Annotated in this window: 20 protein-coding genes; 10 read left to right on the top strand and 10 right to left on the bottom strand. The window is 37.9% G+C overall.

Going from position 1 to position 24,296, the window contains the following annotated elements; translation table 11 throughout:
- The first annotated feature begins 110 nt into the window (after positions 1-110).
- The 5 genes from JST56_00590 (at position 111) to JST56_00570 (ending at position 6,874) form a co-directional block, all read left to right on the top strand.
- A complete protein-coding gene (locus JST56_00590) occupies positions 111-3,020 on the top strand; it encodes a hypothetical protein (GenBank protein MBS1987471.1) in 2,910 nt (969 codons plus the stop codon).
- Positions 3,021-3,031: 11 nt separating this feature from the next.
- Entirely contained in the window at positions 3,032-4,336 is a 1,305-nt protein-coding gene (locus JST56_00585) for a hypothetical protein (protein MBS1987470.1), read from the top strand.
- A gap of 77 nt (positions 4,337-4,413) precedes the next feature.
- Positions 4,414-4,863, top strand: a complete 450-nt coding sequence (rplI, locus tag JST56_00580) for a 50S ribosomal protein L9 (GenBank protein MBS1987469.1) — start codon at positions 4,414-4,416, stop codon at positions 4,861-4,863.
- 99 nt (positions 4,864-4,962) lie between these two features.
- Complete coding sequence (dnaB, locus tag JST56_00575) at positions 4,963-6,336, top strand: replicative DNA helicase (GenBank protein MBS1987468.1); 1,374 nt, start codon at positions 4,963-4,965, stop codon at positions 6,334-6,336.
- A 31-nt stretch (positions 6,337-6,367) separates the two neighbouring features.
- Entirely contained in the window at positions 6,368-6,874 is a 507-nt protein-coding gene (locus JST56_00570; protein ID MBS1987467.1) for a crossover junction endodeoxyribonuclease RuvC, read from the top strand.
- A gap of 601 nt (positions 6,875-7,475) precedes the next feature.
- On the opposite strand, the gene JST56_00565 is transcribed toward JST56_00570, so the two are convergent.
- Positions 7,476-8,114, bottom strand: coding sequence for an ankyrin repeat domain-containing protein (locus JST56_00565; protein ID MBS1987466.1), 639 nt, complete (start codon positions 8,112-8,114; stop codon positions 7,476-7,478).
- Positions 8,115-8,436: 322 nt separating this feature from the next.
- Here JST56_00565 and JST56_00560 point away from each other — a divergent pair, with 322 nt between their 5' ends.
- Both JST56_00560 and JST56_00555 read left to right on the top strand, forming a co-directional pair.
- A complete protein-coding gene (locus tag JST56_00560; GenBank protein ID MBS1987465.1) occupies positions 8,437-9,216 on the top strand; it encodes a hypothetical protein in 780 nt (259 codons plus the stop codon).
- Positions 9,217-9,894: 678 nt separating this feature from the next.
- Positions 9,895-10,812 carry an ankyrin repeat domain-containing protein gene (locus tag JST56_00555; GenBank protein ID MBS1987464.1) on the top strand — a complete coding sequence of 306 codons (918 nt, stop codon included), beginning with the start codon at positions 9,895-9,897 and terminating at the stop codon, positions 10,810-10,812.
- Here JST56_00555 and JST56_00550 read toward each other — a convergent pair.
- Together JST56_00550 and dnaN are read right to left on the bottom strand one after the other, a co-directional pair.
- On the bottom strand, positions 10,724-11,845 hold the full coding sequence (locus JST56_00550; protein MBS1987463.1) for a DNA replication/repair protein RecF: 1,122 nt from the start codon (positions 11,843-11,845) through the stop codon (positions 10,724-10,726). The two genes, JST56_00555 and JST56_00550, sit on opposite strands and share 89 nt — an antisense overlap.
- A gap of 70 nt (positions 11,846-11,915) precedes the next feature.
- Complete coding sequence (gene dnaN / locus JST56_00545; GenBank protein ID MBS1987462.1) at positions 11,916-13,037, bottom strand: DNA polymerase III subunit beta; 1,122 nt, start codon at positions 13,035-13,037, stop codon at positions 11,916-11,918.
- 267 nt (positions 13,038-13,304) lie between these two features.
- On the opposite strand from dnaN, the gene JST56_00540 reads away from it, so the two are divergent.
- Both JST56_00540 and JST56_00535 read left to right on the top strand, forming a co-directional pair.
- Positions 13,305-14,192, top strand: coding sequence for a hypothetical protein (locus tag JST56_00540; GenBank protein ID MBS1987461.1), 888 nt, complete (start codon positions 13,305-13,307; stop codon positions 14,190-14,192).
- A gap of 13 nt (positions 14,193-14,205) precedes the next feature.
- Positions 14,206-14,700: an ankyrin repeat domain-containing protein gene (locus tag JST56_00535; protein ID MBS1987460.1), complete on the top strand. Its 495-nt coding sequence runs from the start codon at positions 14,206-14,208 to the stop codon at positions 14,698-14,700.
- Positions 14,701-14,759: 59 nt separating this feature from the next.
- On the opposite strand, the gene JST56_00530 is transcribed toward JST56_00535, so the two are convergent.
- From JST56_00530 to JST56_00520, 3 genes are all read right to left on the bottom strand, one after another.
- Positions 14,760-15,704 carry a tyrosine recombinase gene (locus tag JST56_00530; GenBank protein ID MBS1987459.1) on the bottom strand — a complete coding sequence of 315 codons (945 nt, stop codon included), beginning with the start codon at positions 15,702-15,704 and terminating at the stop codon, positions 14,760-14,762.
- Between the two features lie 14 nt (positions 15,705-15,718).
- Positions 15,719-17,152, bottom strand: coding sequence for a proline--tRNA ligase (locus tag JST56_00525; protein MBS1987458.1), 1,434 nt, complete (start codon positions 17,150-17,152; stop codon positions 15,719-15,721).
- A 92-nt stretch (positions 17,153-17,244) separates the two neighbouring features.
- A complete protein-coding gene (locus JST56_00520; GenBank protein MBS1987457.1) occupies positions 17,245-18,942 on the bottom strand; it encodes a hypothetical protein in 1,698 nt (565 codons plus the stop codon).
- 155 nt (positions 18,943-19,097) lie between these two features.
- Between JST56_00520 and gmk the strand changes: the two genes are divergently transcribed.
- The gene (gmk, locus tag JST56_00515; protein MBS1987456.1) at positions 19,098-19,697 is read left to right on the top strand and encodes a guanylate kinase; all 600 of its coding nucleotides are present in this window, start codon (positions 19,098-19,100) and stop codon (positions 19,695-19,697) included.
- Between the two features lie 4 nt (positions 19,698-19,701).
- On the opposite strand, the gene JST56_00510 is transcribed toward gmk, so the two are convergent.
- The 4 genes from JST56_00510 to rny form a co-directional block, all read right to left on the bottom strand.
- Positions 19,702-20,592 carry a DMT family transporter gene (locus tag JST56_00510; protein MBS1987455.1) on the bottom strand — a complete coding sequence of 297 codons (891 nt, stop codon included), beginning with the start codon at positions 20,590-20,592 and terminating at the stop codon, positions 19,702-19,704.
- A gap of 138 nt (positions 20,593-20,730) precedes the next feature.
- Entirely contained in the window at positions 20,731-21,804 is a 1,074-nt protein-coding gene (locus JST56_00505; GenBank protein ID MBS1987454.1) for an LptF/LptG family permease, read from the bottom strand.
- Positions 21,805-21,816: 12 nt separating this feature from the next.
- Positions 21,817-22,632: a TIGR00282 family metallophosphoesterase gene (locus tag JST56_00500; protein MBS1987453.1), complete on the bottom strand. Its 816-nt coding sequence runs from the start codon at positions 22,630-22,632 to the stop codon at positions 21,817-21,819.
- Between the two features lie 71 nt (positions 22,633-22,703).
- Positions 22,704-24,263 (bottom strand): ribonuclease Y, encoded by a 1,560-nt coding sequence (rny, locus tag JST56_00495; protein ID MBS1987452.1) that lies wholly within the window; start codon positions 24,261-24,263, stop codon positions 22,704-22,706.
- Between the last annotated feature and the right edge of the window lie 33 nt (positions 24,264-24,296).

The raw sequence follows: 24,296 nt of genomic DNA, 5'->3' as shown, positions 1-24,296 counted from the left end.
CAAATCGTCTTAATCGGTCTTATTTCTTGATACGCTGCTGCGTATGTGGGTAGATTTAGAGACATTTCATCGTTGAAATTGAAGCGTTATAAATAATGATTGGGAGTGGGATGTTTAAAAAAAATATTATAAAAAACTTTTTAAGTAGATTATTGATACTTTTGGCATTATCTGCGCAGCAGCTATCGGCAGAAATTATTGTTTATAAGCAAGTAAAAAAATCTCCTCATAGTGTTTCGGGGTTTGAATATAACCATGCTGATTGGGATCACGTAACAAATACCTGCGATTCTAATGAAAAAATATCATATGAGTGGAATCAGATCTATCTTATTTTAGATAAATATCAGTGGCCGACATGTCTTGCGCATGTGTTCAGTGATAAAGAAAAAAAATCTTTATTTCAAGAAGAAAGCTCTTCCTCAGCTGCCAATAGCTCACGAGAGTTTCAATTTATTAAAGAAAAACTTTTTAAAGTTACAAGCAAAATAAAAAAGGATATTGAGAGAGATCTTAATAGATACAGGGGTACTATTAAAGAATCCATTGAAGATGTGAGCGCGAATATTAATAATTTTGATATAAAATGCTGCTGGGTGCCAACATCATTTTATGAGTTATGTGCATTGGAAGAATTTATAAATTATACAGGTAATGACCAATTAGCAGCAATAGAATTTATTGGAAAAAGTTGCATTAACTACTTATTAAAGGGTGATCAGAGGTATTTTAATAGACTGACAAATAAACAGCTTTCATCTTTTTATAATGGAACTGTTTTTTCATTGAACGCTATACAACTTGGCTTTGCGTCTATTTATTATCCTGATTATTTTGAAAAATATTTTAATCAAAAGGTTCATGAGTATATTAAAAAGCCGGAAAGTTCTCTTCAGGGCCTTGATGAGATGTATAAATTCATTAACCAAGCTCTGACAATAAAACATGCTGCTTGTTATTTAAATAATAAAATTGTTGAAATTTTGAAGGGTATAAACTTTTTTGATAAAACAACTGATGAGCAAAGAGAGCTTATTAAGGCTGAGGTTAAAAATAAAATAGCTGCTATTTTATCTAAGGAAGATTTATTAAAAAAAGTAGCACCATTTCATGGTGCAATGGCCTATCTGCGAAATGATTATAAAGACTCATTTGATGCTTTTATTGATCTTGAATATCAAGCCTACATGGAGAACAAATGCATACTTTTTCGTGGTGCAGGTTTAGTGAGTCAAAATACAGGTAATCCTTCTGATAGCTTAGTCTTATCTAATAAACTTGTTGATTCAACGCTGATGTTGCACACTAAAGCGCCGTTAGATAGCCGTGAATCTATTGTTCAAGCTTATACCAATAAAAATTTTAAACCGCGATCAATATCTTATGGCCTAACACTTTTTGCCGGAGTTATATTAGATGGAATGGCATGCGCTTTAAAATATATGTATAAGTCTGAATCTTTTGCTCAGGCTTTGCTTGTTTCTAAGTCTGAATATGTAGCGAATAGATGTAATAACCTTTTTAGAATTCCACCAATTTCAACGCTTGTTGGCTTATTTTCATCGGGTGAATTTTTTCATGGACGAGCAACTGCCGTTGTGCCAGACCAAGATTATAAAGATCGAGCATATCAGGTTGATCAAATTTTGGAGGGTGATGTTCAAGATTATACAGGATCTTTTTTACAGTGCCGAGATCCTTTGGAGCATGAGATATTGTTTTCGACTTATGTGCGAAAAAACTTAGTTGGCTTAAGGTTTCCTGATGATATGAATTTGAACAAATGGAGCTTTAAATCAAATCCATTATTAAAACATGCTGAAGAAATAAGAAAAAATCATCAATATTCAGCTGAAATGCTTAGAGGTATTTTGCAGCAGCATGGTAACCCAAGCAGCTCAGGGGAATCTGGTTTGTCGCTCATGAGTGGTACAAAAAATGAAGGTTTAGCCGAAAAACTTGCAGGCCTGAAGGGGAAATTGCAGCTTCTTAAACAGAAGTTGGGAATGTTAAAAGACAAGCTTGCTTCGCTCAAAAATAAATTAAGTTTTATTGATCACCCAATTTCATCTATTTGGGCAATAAACGAAGGAAAGTGTTCTCGAGCTGAAAAACTCGATGCATTTATTGCCGATTGTTCAACACATAAAAATCTTAATAGCCACATCCCTGTACATCAACATGGTGATGGAATATGTCGAATTGCGACATTGAATGTTCATTACTGGGCTGACCCAAAAAATAATGGAAATTTTGAGAACATTATCAAGCTTATTGAATCGATTAATGCCGATGTTCTTATTCTTCAAGAAGTGAGTTGGGATGAAACTTACTTTTTAAAAAAAACAGCACAAGAACTTCAAGCAATATTTACGTCACTGGGTTATTCGGAGCAACATTTTTGTAAGGCAGCTACGTTATTTGGTGCGCCCTTTGGTAATGCCATTTTCTCAAAATATCCACTAGTTCCTGGTAAGCAAGTGAGCTTGGTTAAATACAATATGATATTTAATGGGGAAGATCGCTGTTATGTAGGAGTTGCTGTGCAGCTTCCTGATGCAAAAACGATTGATGTTTATGCTACACATTTGGATGTATTTGATGAGTCAGGAGCAACAAGGCTGAGTCAAATCAAAAAACTTGTGACCGATATTGATAGTGAGGGGGACCAAAGAAATATTTTAATTGGAGCAGACTTTAACGAAAATAGGCAAAAAGATTATCAATATGAAGTAAGCGGAAAGCTTGCATGGGACCTTCTTGTTGCCGAGCATAAAAGCCGTGGGATAGATCCAGTTCCTGTTGCAGTTTCTGCACACCTTGAAAGTAATGGATTTAGTGATTGTTTTTCTTGGGCACAAATTTCAGCGCCAAAATTTACTGTCTGGACCGGGACGGTTGTCGACTTTTTGTACCTTAAAAATTGGGATTTAAAAATAGATGGTTGCTATGTTTGGTATGATGCAGCAAGTGATCATTTGCCGGTTATTATGGATATAAAAATTCCTGCCCAGTCTTAATTTTGAAGAGCATGATGGCTTTGTGGTTGACTACTTTACTCTGGGCAATTCTTTTTAACGCCGCATTTTTTATGCCCGATTACTTTGGGTTTGGTGCTGTTGTTGGCATTATTTTTTTTTTATACAGTCTGCTAGCAATAAAAAATATATCGCGATCTGTTGTGGTGAGTAAAGGCTTTTGGTTTGGATTGTGGTGGGGCGTGCTTGTTTTTTTTCCCCAGTTGTATTGGGTCTGGTCTGTTTTATATCATTTTTCAGAGCGATCGTTTTTGTTCAAACTAGGGGCCTATGGTTTGCTCTGCTCATACTTTGCTTTCACCAGTGCTTGGTGGGTTGGTAGCATGATGTTTATCGGTTGGTATGCACGGCGCACCTTTGTTCGTCTGACGATTTATCTGTTTGCTACGTTGAGTTATTTTATGTGGTTTGGAGATATTGGTGCGTTGATTTTGGCCAGTGGCGACGGCTATCCATTGCTCAATCCTCTGATTCCGCTTTGTGCCTATCGGTGGTTTGTTAAACTTGTCTGTTTGGTGAGTTCATTGGTTGTTGGGCCAAACCATTTTTACGACCCTTTACCAGCCAGCTGTAGCATAATCTCTCTCAAGCCGATGGTGACTCAGCAGAATAAGCATCAGGTAGACCCGAGTTCTTTGGGGCAAAAAATTTATCACCAGTTGTGCGATATACAAAGCTCTTTGAAACATCAAAAAAAAAATATAAAAACGGCTATCTATTGCGGGGCAGAAAGCTTTTTTCCATTTCCGCTTAATAATTATCCAGAGCTTGTAGCTTTGTGGGGATCTGCAATTTCGCATGATGCGAGCCTATTGCTCGGGGCGTATTATCAATGTGGCCAGAATGTTTATCAAGCAGCATTTTTAATCCAACAGTGTCGTATAAAAAAAATCTATGTCAAAAAACATCTTGTTCCTTTCATTGAGCATATTCCCTATGCATGGTCAACTTTACATTCTAAGGCAAGCTTGTTGTCTGAACAACAGGAAATGTTTGTGTACGGAAAAAATTCCTCCTACAACAAGCGCTTTGCCATTGCAAGTGATTGCATTGTTTTGCCTCAAGTTTGTTCTGAATTTATTTTTTCACATACAACTCGTTGCTTCAGACGTTGGGTGTGTGGTGAAAAATCGACATGCGTGGTGTGGTTAGTGAATGATAGTTGGTTCATCGGGTCGTTCAAACGAGTTTTGTTGCTTGCGGGGTGCTTGCGTGGTGCCTGGATTGGGTTGCCGGTGATTTCAATTTCACATGAATTAATGAGTAATAAATGCAGCGTAAACCGCCTAGGATTTTGAGCAAACTCTTGGTATACTCGTGCGAGTATTGAAAAGTCTATTATGATGCTTTTATAAGCATTCCTGAAAGGATATCCATGAAAGTATACATGCTCAAAGATGTTGAGAAAGTTGGCATGAACGGTCAGATTATTACCGTTTCTGATGGCTATGCGCAAAATTTCTTGTTTCCACGCAAACTTGCAGTCAAAGTTACTGATGAAAATATCGCTTTCCTTAAACAAAAACAGATTAAAGAAAAAGTTACCGCAGAGGTGATTTCAACTAAGGCTGCAATGCTTGCTGAACGGATTAAAAATATCCAATTGGTCATCAAAGAAAAAACTCACGATGATGGCAAATTGTACGGTTCAGTTTCTGCTGATGAGATTGTTGATTTGTTGAAGGCCAAAGAAGTTGCTATCAATAAAAAACAAGTTGACTTTCCAAAGGCAATCAAAGAAGTTGGTGAACATAAGGTTACCATTAAAATTTCTTCTAAGCTTAAACCACAGTTAACGCTTAAAGTTGTTTCAAAAGAAGCATAGTGATTCTGTACGTTCGCCGTTGCTTTATAACCATTGCTGCGGCGACCCCTCACCATGAATAATGTTTGAAGAATATAGATCTGATAAAGGGGCCAGATAGTGCAAATAGCGGCAAAACCGAGGCGGCGTGAACAGCATGCTCCAGAGACGATCATTGGAAAGAGTTTACCAACAAGCATTGAAGCCGAAAAATCGGTTCTGGCGGCAATTTTACTCAACGATGAAAACTTAACGCTTGTTTCAGATATTTTGAAGCCAGCAGATTATTATCTACGTTCTCATCAGCTTATTTATCAAGCGATCATGGAGCTTGCACAAAGCAATCAAAAAGTTGATTTGGTTGTGCTGCAAGATTATCTTTCAACGCGAGCGATGCTTGATGAAGCTGGTGGAATTGCTTATCTGCTTGAGTTGCAGGAAGATATTCCTTCGATTGGACTGATTCAGCAGCATGCAAAAATTGTTAAAGATAAAGCTGTCCTGCGTGATTTGATTCATTCGGCTGCGGATATTATTGGTACTTGCTATGCTCAAAGCATCGAAGACATTGATGGTGTGCTTGATGAGGCTGAAAAGAAAATTTTTCAAATTTCTAACAAGCTTGCAGCTCAGTCATTTGTACAGCTAGATATTCTGCTCAAAAAAACCTTTCAACATTTAGCACAAGTTAAAACATCGCGTGAAGGAGTAACGGGTGTTCCATCAGGATTTGCAGGCTTTGATAAGATGACTTCTGGAATGCAGAAGGGCGACCTCCTTATCTTGGCGGCGCGCCCTTCGATGGGTAAAACGGCATTCGCCTTAAATATGGCATTAAATGCCTGGCATGCAGGTCATTCAGTAGGTGTTTTTTCGCTTGAAATGTCATCTGAACAATTGGTGCTGCGTATGCTTTCTTCTGAGTCGAATATTCCGCACCAGAAGATTAAAAATGCTTCGGTTTCTTCTGACGAGTGGATGGAGTTGACCAATACCGCAGCAAAGCTTGCGGAAGCAAAAGTTTTTATTGATGACACTCCATCGCTTAATATTATGGAGTTGCGAGCAAAAGCACGTAAGCTCAAAGCACAAGCGGATATCAAGTTGATTGTTATCGATTATCTTCAGCTTATTAATTCGCATGTTCGTCATGAAAATAGAACACAAGAAATTTCTGCAATTTCACGTGCTCTTAAGGCGCTTGCCAAAGAGCTTGGTATCCCAATCCTTGCACTTTCTCAGCTTTCGCGTTCGCTTGAAACTCGTATGGATAAGCGGCCTATGCTTTCCGACTTGCGTGAATCTGGAGCGATTGAGCAAGATGGTGACGTAATCTTCTTTATCTATCGAGATGTCGTTTATAATCCAGATACAGATAATCCAGAGCTTACCGAAATTATTATTGGTAAGCAGCGTAACGGTCCAACCGGTTCGTTTCATACGCGCTTTCGAGGAGAAGTTTCTCGGTTTGAGGATTTTCAAGAAGGATATTAGTTTTTGATTTTTCAAAAAAAAGGAGAAGGAGATGTCAAAAGTTATTTTGGGTGTAGATCCAGGATTTTCTGTTACTGGCTTTGCCGTTCTTAAGCATGATAACCGTCAAGCCTACGTTATTGACTATGGTTACCTCAAAATGAGTTCTACTAAAACGCTTTCGGAGCGAACAGGCCAGTTTTATGACGTATTTAAGCAGAAGATCATAGATCATTCTGTCACTCAAGTTGCGTTAGAAACGTCGTTCCTAGGGAAGAATCCGCAGACTTTTTTAAAGCTTGGTTTTCTTCGCGGTATTTTATACCTGCTTGCTGACCAACATAAGCTTGTAATCAGTGAATTTGCTCCACGTGAAATTAAGGCAGCAGTTACGGGTTCTGGTGGTGCAAGCAAAGATCAAGTAGCGCATATGATTTTACGTATGTTTCCTAAAATTGCGCAACTGGGTGATATCGCAAAGCAAGACGTCACTGATGCGCTGGCGATTTCTGTCTGCGGTCTGTGGGCTGATCAGCGACAATCGATTCCTTCTCGATAACTTTTTAAATTTTTATGATAGCGGAGTAATAGGAAAAAATATGAGCGGGAAATCGACATAATTTTTACGTCCGATAATCGTTATTATGTAAACATTGAGTGGTATAAAAAGAAAAAAGAAGAAAAGTAATATGAAGATACGAATAAAGAATTCTATTATTCCCCAGAGAAACCTGGGGAATAATAATGCCTCCTGCCGGAGGCAAAGAACTCAAGGAACTTATAAAAATATTTATAAAGACTTAAATTTATATGAACCGTAATAAATATTTTAAAAAGAATTATATTGATCTAATGGGGTTTTTTATTAAACAAACTCGAAATAATACCGACTAGATCAATGTTTTAATAAATCATGATGCTATTAATAAAGTACCAATCGCACGAATCGCGCGCGTACATATTCAACGCAAGTTTCAACGTAAGCTCAAGAAAATAAACCTCAAAGAACTACAAGCCGAGCCTGCGGCTCTTTTTAAAGCTTACCGGTATTCCTCTATTAGCCAGTTTTTCTTTTCGAACCAATCGCACGAAACATGTACTCTTAAAATTATGATCCCAATCAACGTGGGTACAAGAAGATAAGCAAAAAAGTAATCAACCTAGTATTCCTGCTCAGAATCATATTCCTGGCTGAGATAACCTTCTTCTTCATAATCGTCTTGCTCATCTTCATATTCTCGGTCAGTAGCTACTTCATCTTGATCGCTACCGTTGCCTTGATTTTCTTCTTCATCATCACTTTCAGTAGTTGCCTCATCGGTCGCTTCATCATAATTAAAACACAACTTTTTTTTAAGTACAAAACCCCGATGATTATTTTTAGCACCATTCGCTTTCAAATAATCTATAACATTCTTTGTTCCGTACGTACAAGCCAAATCAAGCGGAGTATAACCATATTTTCCACGTGTATTAATACACGAATTTGCTTGCGCATCAAAAACCAAATAAGCAACAATTTCGAACGCATTCAGATGTTTGCTTTCGGCTGCGTAATGAAGTGCTATATTTCTATCAAAATCACGTTGGAAAACGCTATCCGGATTAGCTTCACAGATTTTTTTAACCGAATCTAAATTTCCTGTTTTTATAGCTCTTACAAGTGATGCCTGATTGGGTAATTCGACTTCATTATTTCTTGGATCACTCAAATCAGCCCCAGCAAAAGCAGTTCTCATAAGCAACATTAATACGGCAGAATTGATAAAGAATAATCGAAATAAACTGTTTTGGACCATAGAAAAGCCTTCTTGATAAAATAATTGTTAAAAATGGAACCGAATTCTACGCTATTTATCTGTAAAATCCAAGCATAATTTATTTTTTTTTGTAAAACCTCCACTAACTTAACCAATTGTACGTAATACTTTTTAGTACCATTTTTACTCGAATCAACACACGCATAATAAATCTCAGCAGAAAAGAGCCGTTTTTGCTAATCAACCTACAAAAAGTTTATTTTTTAGTCTTTGACTCATAAGGGCAAAACAGCCTATAATAAATACAGATAGAAAATATAATAAATGTATTTACCTAAGATTTACCCATTACGGAGGTATTATGAATATGAAACGTTTTAGCGCTTTTTTTGCCTTTGTCCTACTGACAAGCTCTTCTGTCTTCGCTATGTATCATGGAAGACATGGTGGTAGAGGCCGTCACCACGGAGCACATCATGGAATGCCTTCTCAGGCGGCTCCTGCGCCAATAACTCCTGCAGATCTTGGCTTACTCTTACAACGAGCCTGCGCATCAGATGACATTGCAACTGTTCAGGCGTTAGTTACTCATGCTGACATTGCGGATTTTATTAACCATCTTCATAAAGGCAAAACAGCTCTAGATATAGCCCTTGATGATATCAATATTCCCATAAGGAACTTATTGCAAGCTAACGGTGGACTACAGGCTTCGGCCCTCCCAGCACCAGCTCCTCAACCAGCCCCTGCACCTGTGCCAGGATGGCACGGCGGGTATCACGGTCATGGCAAGCATCAAAAACAACTTGATATCTTGAATGCTGATCCCGCAACGACGCTTGAACCGGGTAGATTTTTACGCGTGGCCTGTTCAATAGGTGATAAGGCAAAAGTTGAGGCAATACTTCAACGTGCCGATGTTGCATCTTTTATTGATGAAGTTGGGAGGCGTGGACAAACAGCTTTAGGGATTGCTACCGAAACCGGTAATGGAGATATTAAACAATTGCTTACTGATGCAGGCGCAGTTGCTGTATCTAAACCAGCAGCACCATTTTCGCACCATCATAGTGGTAGGCATGGCGGCGGGCATGGACATGGTCATGGTCATGGACGACATGGAAGATGGCATAATCAGTAACATTAAGTAAATTCAAATTTCCCCAGAAATAAATCAGGCCGACGTGGAATGCCACATCGGCCTAAAGCTTTTTTTGATCGTATAAAAAATAAACCGCCATGTAAGGAAACCCTACATGGCGGAAAAAGGAGAAAGGAGAGTAGTAATGAAGTCTTTTAATTCTTATTTAAGTTCATGATCTTAATTTAACATTATCTAAGAGAAAATCAAGCGTATTTATAAAAAAACGATAAATTAATGTTTTTACTATAAATATTGCTAATAAATAATTTAAATGATCAGTACATTACAATTTCTAAGGCAAAATAGCTTAAAACTAATGTGCTTTGAAGAAATTGTGATTTCTAAGGTCTTTTTGGCGAGAAAAGCTTAAAAGTACCTTCTTTTCAAGCGGGGAAATACATTCTACTGATCAAAAAAAGAAATGCAAGGAAAATTGAATAAAATATTGTTAATTGAGATAAAAAGCCAAAAACATCAAATAAAGACAATAAACCGCCATGTAGGAAAACCATTCATGGCGGAAAAAGGAGAAAAGAGAGTAATTTTGCATAAAACTATTTAAAGGTATCAGCTTAAAGAACAAAAAAACAAGAGTATTGACTGCGAGACCCAAATAAAACCACATTTAAAATAGAAATATTTCCATAATGGTTAATTTGTACTTGAGAGGACACAATGGCAATTCGCTTCACAAAAACAACCTTACTTTGTCTTTTATCCATAATAATAATATGGTCAAAACTAGAAAGTACTCATAAAAACCCAATAGAAAAAAAAAGTTTCTTGAGTAAATTAGGTTCTCTTTGGTCTTGGTCATCAAAAAAAAATGCAATCAATTATGCCGATTCTGCGCTTGATGATACTGCACTCAATAACGCTTTTGGCCATTTGCGCAAACTTATGAAAAACGAACGAGTAAAAATGGTCAAAAAATATATACGTAAAATTCCATCCTTAGTTAACAAATCAGACCGAAATGGCATTACACCACTCCATATTGCTACGTATTACGAAGATGCTCATCTGGTAAAATTTTTACTTAAGCAAGGAGCTGCGCCGGATCTTCGTACCAATGATGGCTTTACACCTCTTCATATTGCTGTTTACAAAGGGCACTTTGATATTATTGATCAACTCTTAGCAACCAAAGAAGTTGATATTGACGGTGCAACCACCGAAGATCAGTATACTCCACTTCATATTGCTGTGCGCTTTTCTAAGGCTAATCATATACTCAATGAGCTCATTGAGACGGGAGCAAATATCAATAAGCAAAGTCGGCTTGGCAGAACGCCGCTTCATTTAGCTGTTATTCGAGGAGACATCGGGTCATTGAAAATGTTATTGAAAAAAGGGGCACTCGTTAATACTTTTTCAAAAAAAAGTGATTCCGACATTGGTGGAAAAACACCTCTTGATGATGCAATAGACCATGGATGCTTTGAGATTATTAAACTCCTCAAAAGCTACGGTGCGCAACCTGGAGTCAATAAAACAGAGACCCCTAATGGCTCATTACACCAGACAAAACGATACGCTGGCTATCAACTTGCTCAAGCAGCAGACTATTTAGCTCGTGCGGCGATGAGATAAAAATTTGACCCGGAATACTTTGTAAAACCTCAAGACAACGCTTTAATCGATCTTCATCAAAGTCTGTTACAAAGTCATCAAGTAAAAGAACGCTTGCTTCGCCTGAAGTATTGGTAAGCTGAAGCTGTGCAATTTTCAGCAAAAAAACTAATAATTTTTGTTGTCCGCGTGAAGCAAAAATACGAGAATTTTTTTGTTGAAAAATAATAGTCATATCATCAAGATGTGCACCAAAGGTGCTTCGTCCGTATTGTAACTCACGAGCAAGCCCTTGCTGCGAAAAGTCTTTCCAGAAAGAGTCAAAGGTTTCATGCCTTACTGCCGGGCGAGCAACATACTCAAGCTTGACATGGAGCTGAGCATCAGTGCTGCTCCAGAAAAATTGCTGGAGTAAAATATTAACTTTTGCTTCTAATTTAGCTAAATAATCTTTACGCGAAGCGCGAATGAGTTGCGACTCTTCCCACATTTTACCTGTCCAAACTTTGAGTTCATCATGGAATGATGGCGATTGTCGCAAGCCATGGAAGCTTAAAAGTTTATTACGCTGGTCAACAATTTGCTTGTACCGTTTCAGCTGCCCTGCACATTCAGGATCAATCAAAAAGAGTGAGTAATTCATGAAGCTTCGTCGAGCTTCAGGGGCGCTATGAATAAGCGATAAATCATCGGCAGTAAGGGTAACAATGCGATATGCGGTTAAAAGCTCTTTGTACGACTGAACTGGTTTTTGGTTGAGTTTAACAACCTTTCCTTGTTTGCTTGAGTAGCCAATCTGAATTTGGTCATTGGTTCCAGTGAGCTCTTGATCAAATAATATATGCGCAAAGAAATGGTTTTCCCCCAGGAGCATGAGCTCTTTGTGGAGGTGCGTTCTAAAGGAACGCAAGTAGCAGCTGTAATGAAGAGCTTCAAGAATGCTACTTTTCCCGGAGCCATTAGGCCCCTGGATGATAATAAATTTTTTATCAAAGGAAAATTCTGTATTGGCAAAGCAACGAAAGTTGTTAAGTCTAAGCTGTCTAATAATCACGAATAACCATTCTGTGATGGGGTTGCAAACTGAGTTCACAACCCCATTTTTTAGTACAAAAAATTATCTACTACTCAGCTTGAGCCATCGAAACGGGCATCACCAAATAAGTAAACTCATAATCAGCAGCATTTGATTCAAAAATAATTGGCTTAATCGCATTTTTAATATGAAAAGAAACCTTATCTTCTGGAAATACCGAAAGACCATTGAGCAAATATGGTGAATAAAAGCGACTTTCAACCAACTCAGCATCATATCCAAGCAGCTCAATTGACTCATCCAGCTTACCAACTTCTTTGTTGTGAACATTAACGTTCACCGTGCCAGGTGTAAATTTGAAGGTTGTTGAAACAAATTTACCTGCAAGCAAGCAATTAGTACGTTTGAGCGTTCTGAGCAATGAATCTTTTGCCATGCGTGCAGGAGTAAATCCAGTTTTATCAAGTACAGGCTTATAATGAGGAAAACTTTCAGAAATCAACTTGGTAAAGAAATTGAAGTTTTTACCTGAAAATACCAATTGACTTCCACAGGTTCCTAAGAACAAATTGGTTGTTGTTGTGCTTTCCAGAAGTTTTTTAACTTCCATAACTGCCCGTTTTGGGAGTAACCATTTGCGTTCATCAGGAAGCGTATATCTCTTTGTGCAAATTTTTGCCAAGCAATGACCATCGGTTGCAACCATTGAAAGTTGTTCTGGTCCAATTTCAAGCAGCATCCCATTCAGAGCCGTATTAGCATTATTCTGAGGAATCAAGAAAGCAACTTTGTTCAGCATAGCCAAAAGAGGTGGTGCTTCAAGATCCATTAAGTTTTCAATACGCTCAGGGAATGGAGGAAACTCTTCGGCATTTTTAATATTGAGTGATAAATCAACACCGTTAGACTTAAGCTGAAGTTGACTGTCTTCAAGTGTAAACTCAATAGAACCATCCATCTCTTTTACAAGCTCAAAAATGCGCTTGCCGGAAATAAGAAAACTTACCGCGTCTGTCAGGTCACCTTCAACATTCATGTTTGATTGTAGGCTAATTTCAAGGTCGGTTGCTTTAAGCGTTAACTCTTTTGATGCCACATGAAACAAAATCGATTCTGTAACATCAAGCGTTGTACGCTTGTTACAAATCGGCTGCATGGCAGACAAAAGGCCAAGGAGTTCTTTTTGATCAACGCTAAATGTACACTTCATAAAAACACTCACTGAGAAAAAATTTTTTAAGAACTAAACAAGCTTGAGGGAAGTATACCGTACCAAAGACATTTTAAAAAGTGATAATGCTATAAAATGTTAAGTCTGAAAATTGTATGTAAATTAAAAGTAAACATCAAAAAAATAGACGCGCAATCACTGGTTGCTATATTTTTAAATTTGAAACATATTCTGCGCTTGCTTTATAAACATTGCGTTATAATCAATTTTAGAAAGTATTTCTACGACAATACTCAGGGATTTATCATGAACAAAATATTGTATTTATCGATTTTATTTGCATCAGGGTTACTTGCAACAGGCTCTTTAGGAGCAATGTCTCCTGAAAGATATCTAGAAATTGAATATTCTGAGCTTTGTGATTTAAATCTTGAACAAAGCAAACTCATGAGGCACTTAGAAACAGCTTTATCTTTAAATAAAAAGTTTGATTCTACATTTAAAGATATTAAAACAGATGAAGATCGTTTTGAATTTGTTGAGTATTGTTATGAGGAAATTGATGCGCTTAGTACTGATGAAACGCACTATGTTTGTCCAATATTAGATTTATTAGAAGAAAGAAATGACATCGGCGAACTGCTGCTACAAATACGCCAATACTATGAAGAAAATCTACTAACACGTCGGAACAAAGCGATATTCTGCATACTTCCTCGTCACATTCAAGAGTATTATGCAAAAAGCTTTAACTACAAGAATCTATTTGAGCTTAAATATTTATGGATTGCAAAAATTTTTAATGATCTGTTAATGAAAGCGATTAAAGCAAAAAATAAAAAACAGGTAGAAAATTTACTCAAAAAATACAATTACAAATACGACCACAAAAAGTTTACGGCTATACTTTTGTATGCAATAAAAGGTTATTTCAAAACCAAGAAAAAACACACAGCAATTATTCGTGAACTTCTGAATGCAGGGGCAAATGTTGTAATACAATATTCTGATCCCAATCCAGCAGTGGCACGCTGTTGGCTATACGACAAAGAAGGCAACCATCAAAAAGAGGTTAAGGCTTTAATCCCTGGGATAGTCTGCTCGAATTTAGCATATGAATCAGAGATTTGTGGACCAGACGGTCTAAGAAAAGTTTTAAAAAAATATAAAGATTATCTTGTCAAAGAGATATGAGGAATATAAAAATATGAAGAAATTTTTATCCTTATTGTGGTTACTCACAACAAGTTCCCTCGGAGGAATATCAGAATCAGAATTCGAAGTAATGTCTGATCAAGAAAGATTACGCTGCGCGGTACTTTATGAAGAAATAGAAGTCATACATCAAATACTTGAAATACGAGAGTATAAGGACAATCCAGAAAAAATTAATGCGCTCTATAAAGGCGAAACTCATCTTTACAAGGCTGTAGCGAGCGGTGATCTTAAAATGGTAGAGCTTCTTATTAATTATGGCGCTGATGTAAACAGACCAAATAGTAGAATCAATGGCAATGGAGAAACTCCTCTCCATGCCGCAGTTAAAGTGTGTAATCCTGATATTGTAGAGTTACTATTGAGCAAAGGAGCAGACAAAAATATGACCACTAAAAATGGCTATAAACCAATTTATTTCGCTCATATGCGCAGTGAGAACTCTTATCAGAATGAACTAATTCGTGTAATGCTTTATAATAAATAATCCTATAAGTTTTTTAGATTAAATAATCTAAATTATAAAATATTTATTAAGCAAAAACCTTACGCCCGAGGATGCTTTTTATCATATACCTTACGAACTTGTGAAGTTCCAAGATGCGTATAAATCTGCACCGTCGCTAAATTCTCATGGCCCAAAAGCATTTGAAGCGAACGAATGTCAGCCCCATTTTTGAGCAGATGTGTCGCCAGAGAGTGGCGCAGACTATGCGGAGAAACGTTTTTAAAGATAGCAGCCAAGCTTAGAATCTTCTTGAGTGTAATCCAAAAGAGTTGGCGGGATATCGGTTTAACGGCATTATTATAAACCGCAGGAAAAAGATAATTCTTTTTCCCCAAATTCGATATTTTTTCTGGAATAAGTTGTTTGTAAATCACTTCAAGATACTGCTTAAGCATTTCAAGAATGTTTTTAGGTAGGGGAATAACACGCTCTTTATGACCTTTTCCAACTAAATGAATAAACCCGGTATCAAAATGAATTTGGTCAGTGGTCATATTGACCAACTCAGAAACACGCATACCTGATGCGTAAAGTAAATAAAGCATCACTTTATTTCTAATCCCTTTGGGGGTTACATCTCTATTTGCAGCGCTTAAAAGTTTTTGAATCTCTTGCTCGGTTAAGAAATTTGGTAGCGTCTTTTCAACCTTTGGAAAAACAAGCCCTTGGGCACTATTTTTGAGTTTGAAACGGTTGTGAACAAATTCAAAAAACAGCTTAATTGAAGAGATTTTTCGAGAGATAGACTTTGCCGTTAAGCCAGAATCGCGTAAATGTTTAAGGAACTTCTTGAGATTCTGCGGCGTTACCGCGCTAAGCCCAAGCCGTTCCTTATCCAAAAACTCTATCAATTGGTTAATATCTTGGCGATATGCAGCAAAGGTATTGTGCGAAACACGTTTTTCGGTCAGAAGATAGTTCTGAAACTGGGCAATATATTCATCGCGTTGCATCATGAACTTTCTTCCTCCGTTTTTTTTCATAATCAAAAAGCTTTTTAGTATGCTTTAGCAACAAGAATGTCTTGCTTACTTGCTTGTTTGCAAGCAAAACAATGAGCATGTTTTTGATCTTCAAGTAAGCATCGGACGGTGCCCTTAAATTCTTTAACACGCACCTCACACTCATTACTACCACACCAGCCAACTTGATACAAGCCATTGTTTTTTTCAAGCAAAGGACCGAATTCTTCAAGGCTTTCTGCCTGGTGCCACATAGACTTCACACGCTCCTGAGCTCGCTTAAAAAGCTCAGCTTGAATAGCATCCAAAAGCATGTGAAATTGAATTTTTAAACCCTCAAATGGGACAAATGTTTTTCTCTTGGTTTTATCTTCTTCAATGCGGCTGACCAGAACAACCTGATTTTTTTCAAGATCTTTTGGTCCAATTTCAATCCGAACAGGAACGCCTTTGAGTTCCCATTCATAAAATTTAGAACCAGGTGATTTTTGATCATCCGCATCAATAACAATGTCCATACCATTTGTGGTAAGTAATTGTTTTACATCATATGCTTTTTGGAGAACCAACAATTTTTCGTCATCAGTTTTATAAATAGGGATAATTACCGCTTTAATAGGCGCAACCTTTGGTGGCATAACAAGGCCTTTCTGGTCACCGTGCATCATGATAACGGCACCAACTGACCTGGTTGTAAAGCCCCAGCTTGTACAAAAAGGTGATTTCATTTGACCATCTTGGTCCTGAAATAAAACATCAAATGCTTGTGGAAAGCTATGAGCAAGGACGTGTGTTGTACAGCCTTGCAATGCCTTACCATCAGGCATGAGACATTCGATGGTGTACGTTTGATCAGCACCAGCAAATCGTTCACTTTCAGATTTTATGCCGGCAACAACCGGTATAGCAAGTAGATTTTCATAAATTTCTTTATAGTGGCGCAGCATGGTAGCCGCCATCTGAATAGCTTCTTCACGTGTACGGTGAGCAGTGTGTCCTTCTTGCCACAAAAATTCAAGGGTGCGCAAAAATGGACGAGTTCTCATTTCCCAGCGAACAACGTTTGCCCACTGATTTACTTTGTAAGGCAAATCGCGCCATGATTTGATCCAGCGTGCAAACATATGATAAATCATCGTTTCTGAAGTTGGACGAACAACAAGCGGTTCTTCAAGCTTTTCACCACCACCGTGAGTTACAACTGCAAGCTCTGGAGAGAACCCCTCTACGTGCTTAGCTTCTTTACTGAGAAATGACTGAGGAATAAGTAACGGGAAGTAAGCATTGGGCACACCTTCAGATTTGATACGGGAATCAAGATCTTGCTTAATATTTTCCCAAATGGCAAAGCCATACGGCTTGATGACAACGCAACCTTTGGTTGGACTTGCGTCAGTTACATCAGCAGCGACAATAACTTCTTGGTACCATTCAGCAAAATTTGTCTTTATATCTGGTAGCGTACTCATCGTAACTCTTTCACGTATGGTGCATAAAACTTTTTTTCGCGTCGGCTCTAGTATACAAAAGCATTACAAAGAATGCTTGTAGTTTTTATATCTTATGCAAATGGATGTCCAACAAGAGCAATAATCAACTGATCTATATTTTCAATATTATCAAAGTTAATAATATAAGGTGCTTGTTCAAGCGCAACTTGATGCAGATTAAGCGCAAGACAAGTATTACGCAGATTATTAAATAGACCTGTAAGACTTTGTTGATAATATGCAAACTCTTGAGCACGTTGATCTGCGGGTGATCCTTGAATACCATCGATTGCTCTTCTTAAGTGATTGAGTACCGCTGCATGACGATCGGCATCGCTTGCATAATCAGCATTTCCATTAAGAATACCTGTCGCATTATCGATACTCGGAGTAATATTTGCAAGACCATAAGGAGACGCAAAGGGTTGTTGAGTGAATAATTGAATGACTTGATTAACAATTGGATGATTGGTGATGTTATACAACGCAGAGTCAATCATCAGTGGTTGAATAACACCTTGTGCATCACGTTGCAGACGCAAAGCAACCCAGTGACCATGAGTGAATAGAACAATTCCTTGCGGACGATTAAGTCTTCTAAAGCGATCAACGGCAACGGGTAACCAATCAGGAATTCCTTGACCTCGAGCAAGAAATCCAAGATTTTCCATAATATGAATATCTTGAAAATCAATAGCTTGTTCGTTAATGCCAATTGCTTGAAGCTGAGCAGCAAGACCATGAAGCGCATCTGGAGCAAGGAATAGCTCAACCTCATCAGCAGTCAGCCAGCCATTTTCAGGAACATTAGGGTTTCGATCAGCATCGCGATGATTTCTAATAATACCTTGCATACCTTCTATAACAGGATTCAATGAAGGAATAGCATTTAATCTCTCTTGCATTACATCAGCATTAATAAGATTAACGGGTCCCTGAGCTTGATTTTGAGCTGCAGGATTCATCATTAAGAGAGTATGAACAAGCGAATAAAGAGCGCAATCGCCACTTCCAATAGGCTGAGAAAAACCATGCAACTGATGGCACTGATAGTTTGGATTTCTATTTTCAAGCTGATACCGTACATAAGAAGGATACCCATAAATAGCCGCAATAATGCCACACGCTATCAATAACGTTCCTCCAATCAAAAGCTTGTGATTTTGTGCAAATTCCAATGGTCGATGGAAGATAAGGTCAAGCGCCAAATCGGTCATTGAAAGATCAAAATAATTATCATGCAGAACACCTTGAATAAGGATATGATTAAGGCGTATCATTTTATTTACAAGTTCAAATGCTTCAGGTTTAAGATAATATTTTTTCTTTCTACAGAATTCTTTTAAGACAATATCAAATTCATTAACTTTTGTTCTTAATTCACGTAATGACCGAGGGGTAATCTCTTTGTCTTGAAGAAAATTACATAAATTAACAAACTTATATTCAATTTCTATATTCCCCGAAAGAATTCCTTTATTCAGTCCTACAACAATATCATTCATCTCTTGAAGTGCAAGTTCAATAAATTTAAGTGATGATTGTGCTGTCAAATCAAAATCTTTTGAGGTATTTCCCTTTTGTTGAAGGGTTTCAATTCTTTCACTCAAACAAGCCGCCTTAACCCCAATAATAATTTTATATAAATGGAGCTGTTCCAATTCGATAGACTTATGGTCTAAAAAATCAGCCTGAACCGTATAAAAAGATGATGCTGATATAAGCGTTAGAACTAACGTCAAAAAAATATTTCGCTTGTTTAAATTCATAGTAAAAGCCTTATTAAAGAGAAGAATCTTAAAAACTTGCAAAGATTATGATAAACCATAATAATTGCATCAATAAATGGAAGGCAATCATACAACGTAAGCCAATAAATGGCAAATTTAATTCAGCCCAAAAAGACTAAGAGAATATTATTTCTATGGAAAAAATGGAAAAATCAACGAATATCGGCAAGCTTTTCGTCATTTCTGCATGTTCAGGTGCTGGAAAAACATCGGTTTCTCGAGCTCTTTTAAAAAAGTATGGTAACGATTTTAATCTAAAAAAAGTTATTACTTCAACTTCGCGTTCTCCCCGATCAGGCGAACTGAACGGGGTAGATTATAACTTTCTTTCAGTCGATGAATTTAAAAGCCATATTAATCAGGGTTTTTTCTTAGAAACGACAGAATATGCCGGAAATTTTTATGGATCACCGGCATCGATTCTTAAAGATTTAGAACAGGGGAAATCATACCTCATGGTAACCGATCGACCAGGGGCGCTGGTCATCAAAAAGCTTGTTCCAGCTGCTGTACTTATTTGGCTTTTGGTTCCAGACTTTCAAACACTGTGTCAGCGCTTGCAAAATCGAGGGACCGATTCACCTGAAGTTATTGCTCGGCGCCTTGCTTTAGCCCAAGAAGAAATGAGCCAAGAGCAAGACGAAAGATCATTTGATTATCATGTTCAGAACAACGTTTTTGATATAACGGTTGAACAGGTAAAAAATATTATTGAACAAGAGCTTCAACGGTAACTTGTTACGTTGCCTTCAATTCATCTTTATAAAAGAGCCAGAGGCCACCGGTAACAAGCACAAGGCAGAGTAAATAATGCCAAGTGATATCACCGTTGAAAAAAAGCCACTCAAATAACGTAGCAAACGTTGGGCATAAAAATCCGGCAAACGAAATAAACGTTATTGAGTAGCGATTCATGAGCCAACCGTACATATTGTAAAAAATGCCGTTGGCAAAAAGAACGAGTAACAAAACCCAGAATAAAAATCCTGACCAATCGCTCACGGCAGGATGTATGCCTTCAACAATAAATGAAGTAATCATACTCAAAATACCACCGATTAACATGGTAATACCATTGATCAGCGCGAAATGATACCCCTTATCCATAAGGCCTTTAACTCGAAACCAGGCATAAGCAGCACAAAAAACTGCGCACAGCAAGACAACCTCTGGAACGCTCAGCGCAAAGAGCGTTGCAAAACCCTGCTCACCGGTACTTTGCGATAACAACACAGGAATAAGCCCTGTGGTACCAATCACAATTCCCGCAACCTTGAGTTTGGTAAGTTTATGGCCAAGTAGCACGTATGCCAAAATGGCTGAGATAAAGGGGGTCAACGAATAGATAAGAACAGTCTTCAGTGCAGAAATATACTGAAGAGCCCAAAACTCAAGCACAAATGCAAAGTAGATATGAAAAAGTGCTGTTACAAAAAACTTTCCATAATGTGAAGGCTTTACACCTTGCAACACACCAGGATTTTTAAACAGTTGATATCCAAGAAGTATGCTTCCAGCCAAGATCATGCGAAAACCGATAAGAAAGCATGGTGATGCGTAAAATAAAGCATTTTTTGCCAGCGTAAATGTAGCTGCAAGAACTGCATAAAGTACAATAACTAAAAACATATAAATCCTTTTTTAGATGTGTTTATTAAAACTGGAACGATACTAAAAGTTTTCGTAATAGGCAGCGTAACAGAAATATTATTAATGGTTAATTCGGCTCATAGGGAAAGGGAATAAGATAATTAAGAAATACACAAATTAAGATTTACGGGCCTTATAAGCAAGAAAAAGCATAAAAAAAACTGGGGGAAAATAGAGCAACCCTAACGCAACCGGCGTAAAACTTTGCATCACCTGAGCAAGCGTAAGCGCAACGTATTGCACAAAAAAGAGTACGCCACTGGTAATAATACTCAGCAGCATATTGCTTTTTCGTTGTCCGAGCAGCATGACCAAAAAGAGTGCTAAGAAAGGAAGGAGCAACTGCCAAAGTAATTGCGCAAGGCGCTTATGGAATTCGATATACCACGATTGCTGAGTGTCCATTTTCTGTAATAATTCAGGCAAAGGAGAAAATTTAACATCTTTGGTTACAGAATCTTTTTGATCCAAATTCCAGAGCTGCTTAAGATCAATGTGAACTCCTGCAAATTGTGCGGAATAGCATCGCTGACCTTTAATAAGAAGCAAAGAGCCTTGCTTCATTATTAAATGATCAGTTGTCAGATGTCCCTGTTTGGCGGTAAGAAAATACCGATCCTGATTTTTAGATGAAAGTGATAAAAAGATGTGGTTAAAATAAGTTTCATTTTTATGAGAAGACTCTTGAGGAGCATCATTTGGACTAAAATCATCGATACTCTTTGATTCAAAATAAACGGTCATGCCATCAACGAGCGAATGAAATGTTTGTGCCTCAAGGTGCATCAGTTGTTCATACGCAAATGAAACAAGCATCTGCTTGCCACGGCTATAGCTTTGCGGTGCCCAAAAAAATACCAATGGCATGTAAGCAGCAACCAATGATAAAGAAAAAATAAGAACAGCCTTATAGAGGGCGGTTCGTGCACGTCGACTAAGACTAATAAAAAGAAGCTCATCATTGATCAGCAAGCTGCCAATAACATTTTGAACCGCGAGAGAGCTCGCTATTGGCATCGCAAAAATTGCAACTAAAGGCAGCATAACCATACATAGTATAGGTATAACGCGCAAGCTCATGATGCCTGGCAAGCGAACAAAAATATTGCTTGCCGCCAGAAGCATCGTAATCAGGGAGCTGCAGATAAAAAACTGCCGATATAATCGTTTAAGAAAAAAACGGATGAGCATGAAAAAACCGGTCTATTCGCCATCACCATGAGTAACAACACGGATACGCTCTACTCGAGTTGCCTTACCGGTCTGAACATCAACATCAACCATAATACCGCATAGAACAAGAGGCCCTCGCTCTTCAACCATCATTTTGCTTGCACGAGGATGGTAAAGAAAGCGCTGAATAATTCCTTCAAATTGAAAACCAATAACGGAATTCAATGCCCCGCAAGATCCAAGATCGGTCAAATAAGATGTACCTTGAGGCATAATCATTTCATCAGCGGTCTGAACATGAGTATGTGTACCATAAACGCCAGAAACTTTTCCATCTAAAAACATACCCATAGCACGTTTTTCGGATGTTGCTTCACCATGAAAATCAACAAAAATAATATTTGTTTTATGTTTGAGCATCATAATAAGAGATTCTGCTGCTCTGAATGGGCAGTCAAGTGCATCTCTAATACCGAATCGGCCAAAGAGATTAACTACTGCAATAGTGTGTGAACCGATGTTAAAAAGGGTATAACCTTTTCCAGGGCATCCTGCAGGATAATTTGCTGGCCTAATGACATCATTGCGTTCATTGAGTGCTGTATAAAGTTCTTTGTTGTCCCAAACATGGTTTCCCGTTGTAACCACTGAGGCACCATGAAGCTTAAAGAAATCAATGTTTTTAGCTGAAAGGCCTTTGCCGTCTTTACCAGCATTTTCACCATTAACAATAACCGCATCAACACGATTTTTTTCTTTTAATTGTGGGATGAGTTTTTGAAAAACGTTCATGCCCGGTTGCCCAACAACATCGCCAATAAACATAAATCGTAACGTATCTGCCATTGCAATTTCCATTTCATCTAAAAAGTAAAGCATGGGCTGTCGCGACAGCCCATGCTTGGTATAACCTAATTTTATCGTGCTGCTTGAATAAATCGTTTTTCTCTGATGACATTAACCTTAATTTCACCTGGAAACGCCATTTCTTCTTCGATACGTTTTGCAAGTTCTCGTGCTAACTGTGATGCTTTTTCATCATCTAAGCGATCTTCGTCAACAATAACACGAATCTCTCGACCAGCTTGCAATGCATAAGCCTTCTTAACACCTTCAAAGCCATTTGATATTTCTTCAAGCTGTTCAAGGCGCTTGATATAGGTAGAAAGTGTCTCTTTGCGAGCACCAGGACGAGACGCAGAAATTGCGTCAGCAATATGAACAATAAAGCCATATACTGAAATGGGTGGTACTTCTTCGTGATGGCATGCAATCGCATTAACGACAAACGGTTCTTCGCCGTATTCTTTTGCTAAGTTTCCACCGATAATTGCGTGTGGCCCTTCAACTTCTGCCGAAACAGCCTTACCAATATCATGGAATAATCCACCACGAGCTGCAAGCTCGGGATTTAGTCCAAGTTCAGACGCAATCATACGAGAAAAATATGCAACTTCTTTGCTATGTACCAAGTTATTTTGGGTATAGCTTGTTCTAAAATAAAGCTTACCAACAAGCTTAATGATTTCTGGATGAACTCCTCGAAATCCAAACTCAAGCACGGTCTGTTGCCCAATCTCTTCGATACTTGCTTCAAGTTCAAATTCAACTTTTGCAACAGTTTCTTCAATGCGTGTTGGATTGATGCGACCATCTTGAATAAGCTTATTCAAAGATCGTTTTGCAATTTCACGTCTAATTGGGTTAAATCCTGAAATAGTTATAATTTCAGGGGTATCCCCAATAACAAACTCCATGCCCGTTGCCATTTCAAGAGCCTTAATATTTCTGCCCTCTTTTCCAATAATGCGACCTTTCATCTCCTCATTAGGAAGTGTAATAACACTTGATGAATGGAGCGTTACTTGTTCGGACAAATAGCGTTGCATGCTGGAGGCAAGAATAGAAACGGACTTCTCCTTAGCTGTTTCTCGAGTCTCTTCTTCAATTTTTGCAACCCATTTTTGATTGGCAAGTTTAACCTCTTTTTCAAGAGATTCAAAGAGAACGCGCTTTGCATCATCTTGCTTCATACCACTTATACGTTCAAGCTTTGCAACAAGATCGGTATAAAGTCGCTTAATCTTCGCTTCGTCAGCGGTAATTTGATCTAATCTTCGAGAAGCATCACGCTCTTTTTGTTGCAATTCTTTACGAAGATCATCAAGTATTAATTCACGATGCTCAAGAGCATCTTCTTTCTTTTGAATTTTAGACTGAAGTTGTTGTAATTCAATGCGACCTTTTTTAACTTCAAGATCGGCTTCGCTTCGTTTTTTATATAATTCATTTTTTAAATCAACTTGAGCATCTCGACGCTTTCGATCAATTTCTTCTTCTGCTCGTCGAAGAAGTTCTTGAGCTGTTAATTTTGTTTGCAAGAGTTGACGTTTTTGTAAGAATACATACGAAAGAATTACAAAGCTTCCGAGAAAAGCCCCCATTCCCACGTATGTACATTCAATGAATCCAATCATACGTTTTCACTTTCTTCAAATAAATAAAGGTCC

The sequence above is a fragment of the Candidatus Dependentiae bacterium genome (genome assembly GCA_018266175.1).
Lineage (GTDB): Bacteria > Babelota > Babeliae > Babelales > RVW-14 > JAFEAY01.
The sequence above is the reverse complement of the archived record's forward strand: the minus strand, read 5'-3'. Positions and strand labels throughout refer to the sequence as shown.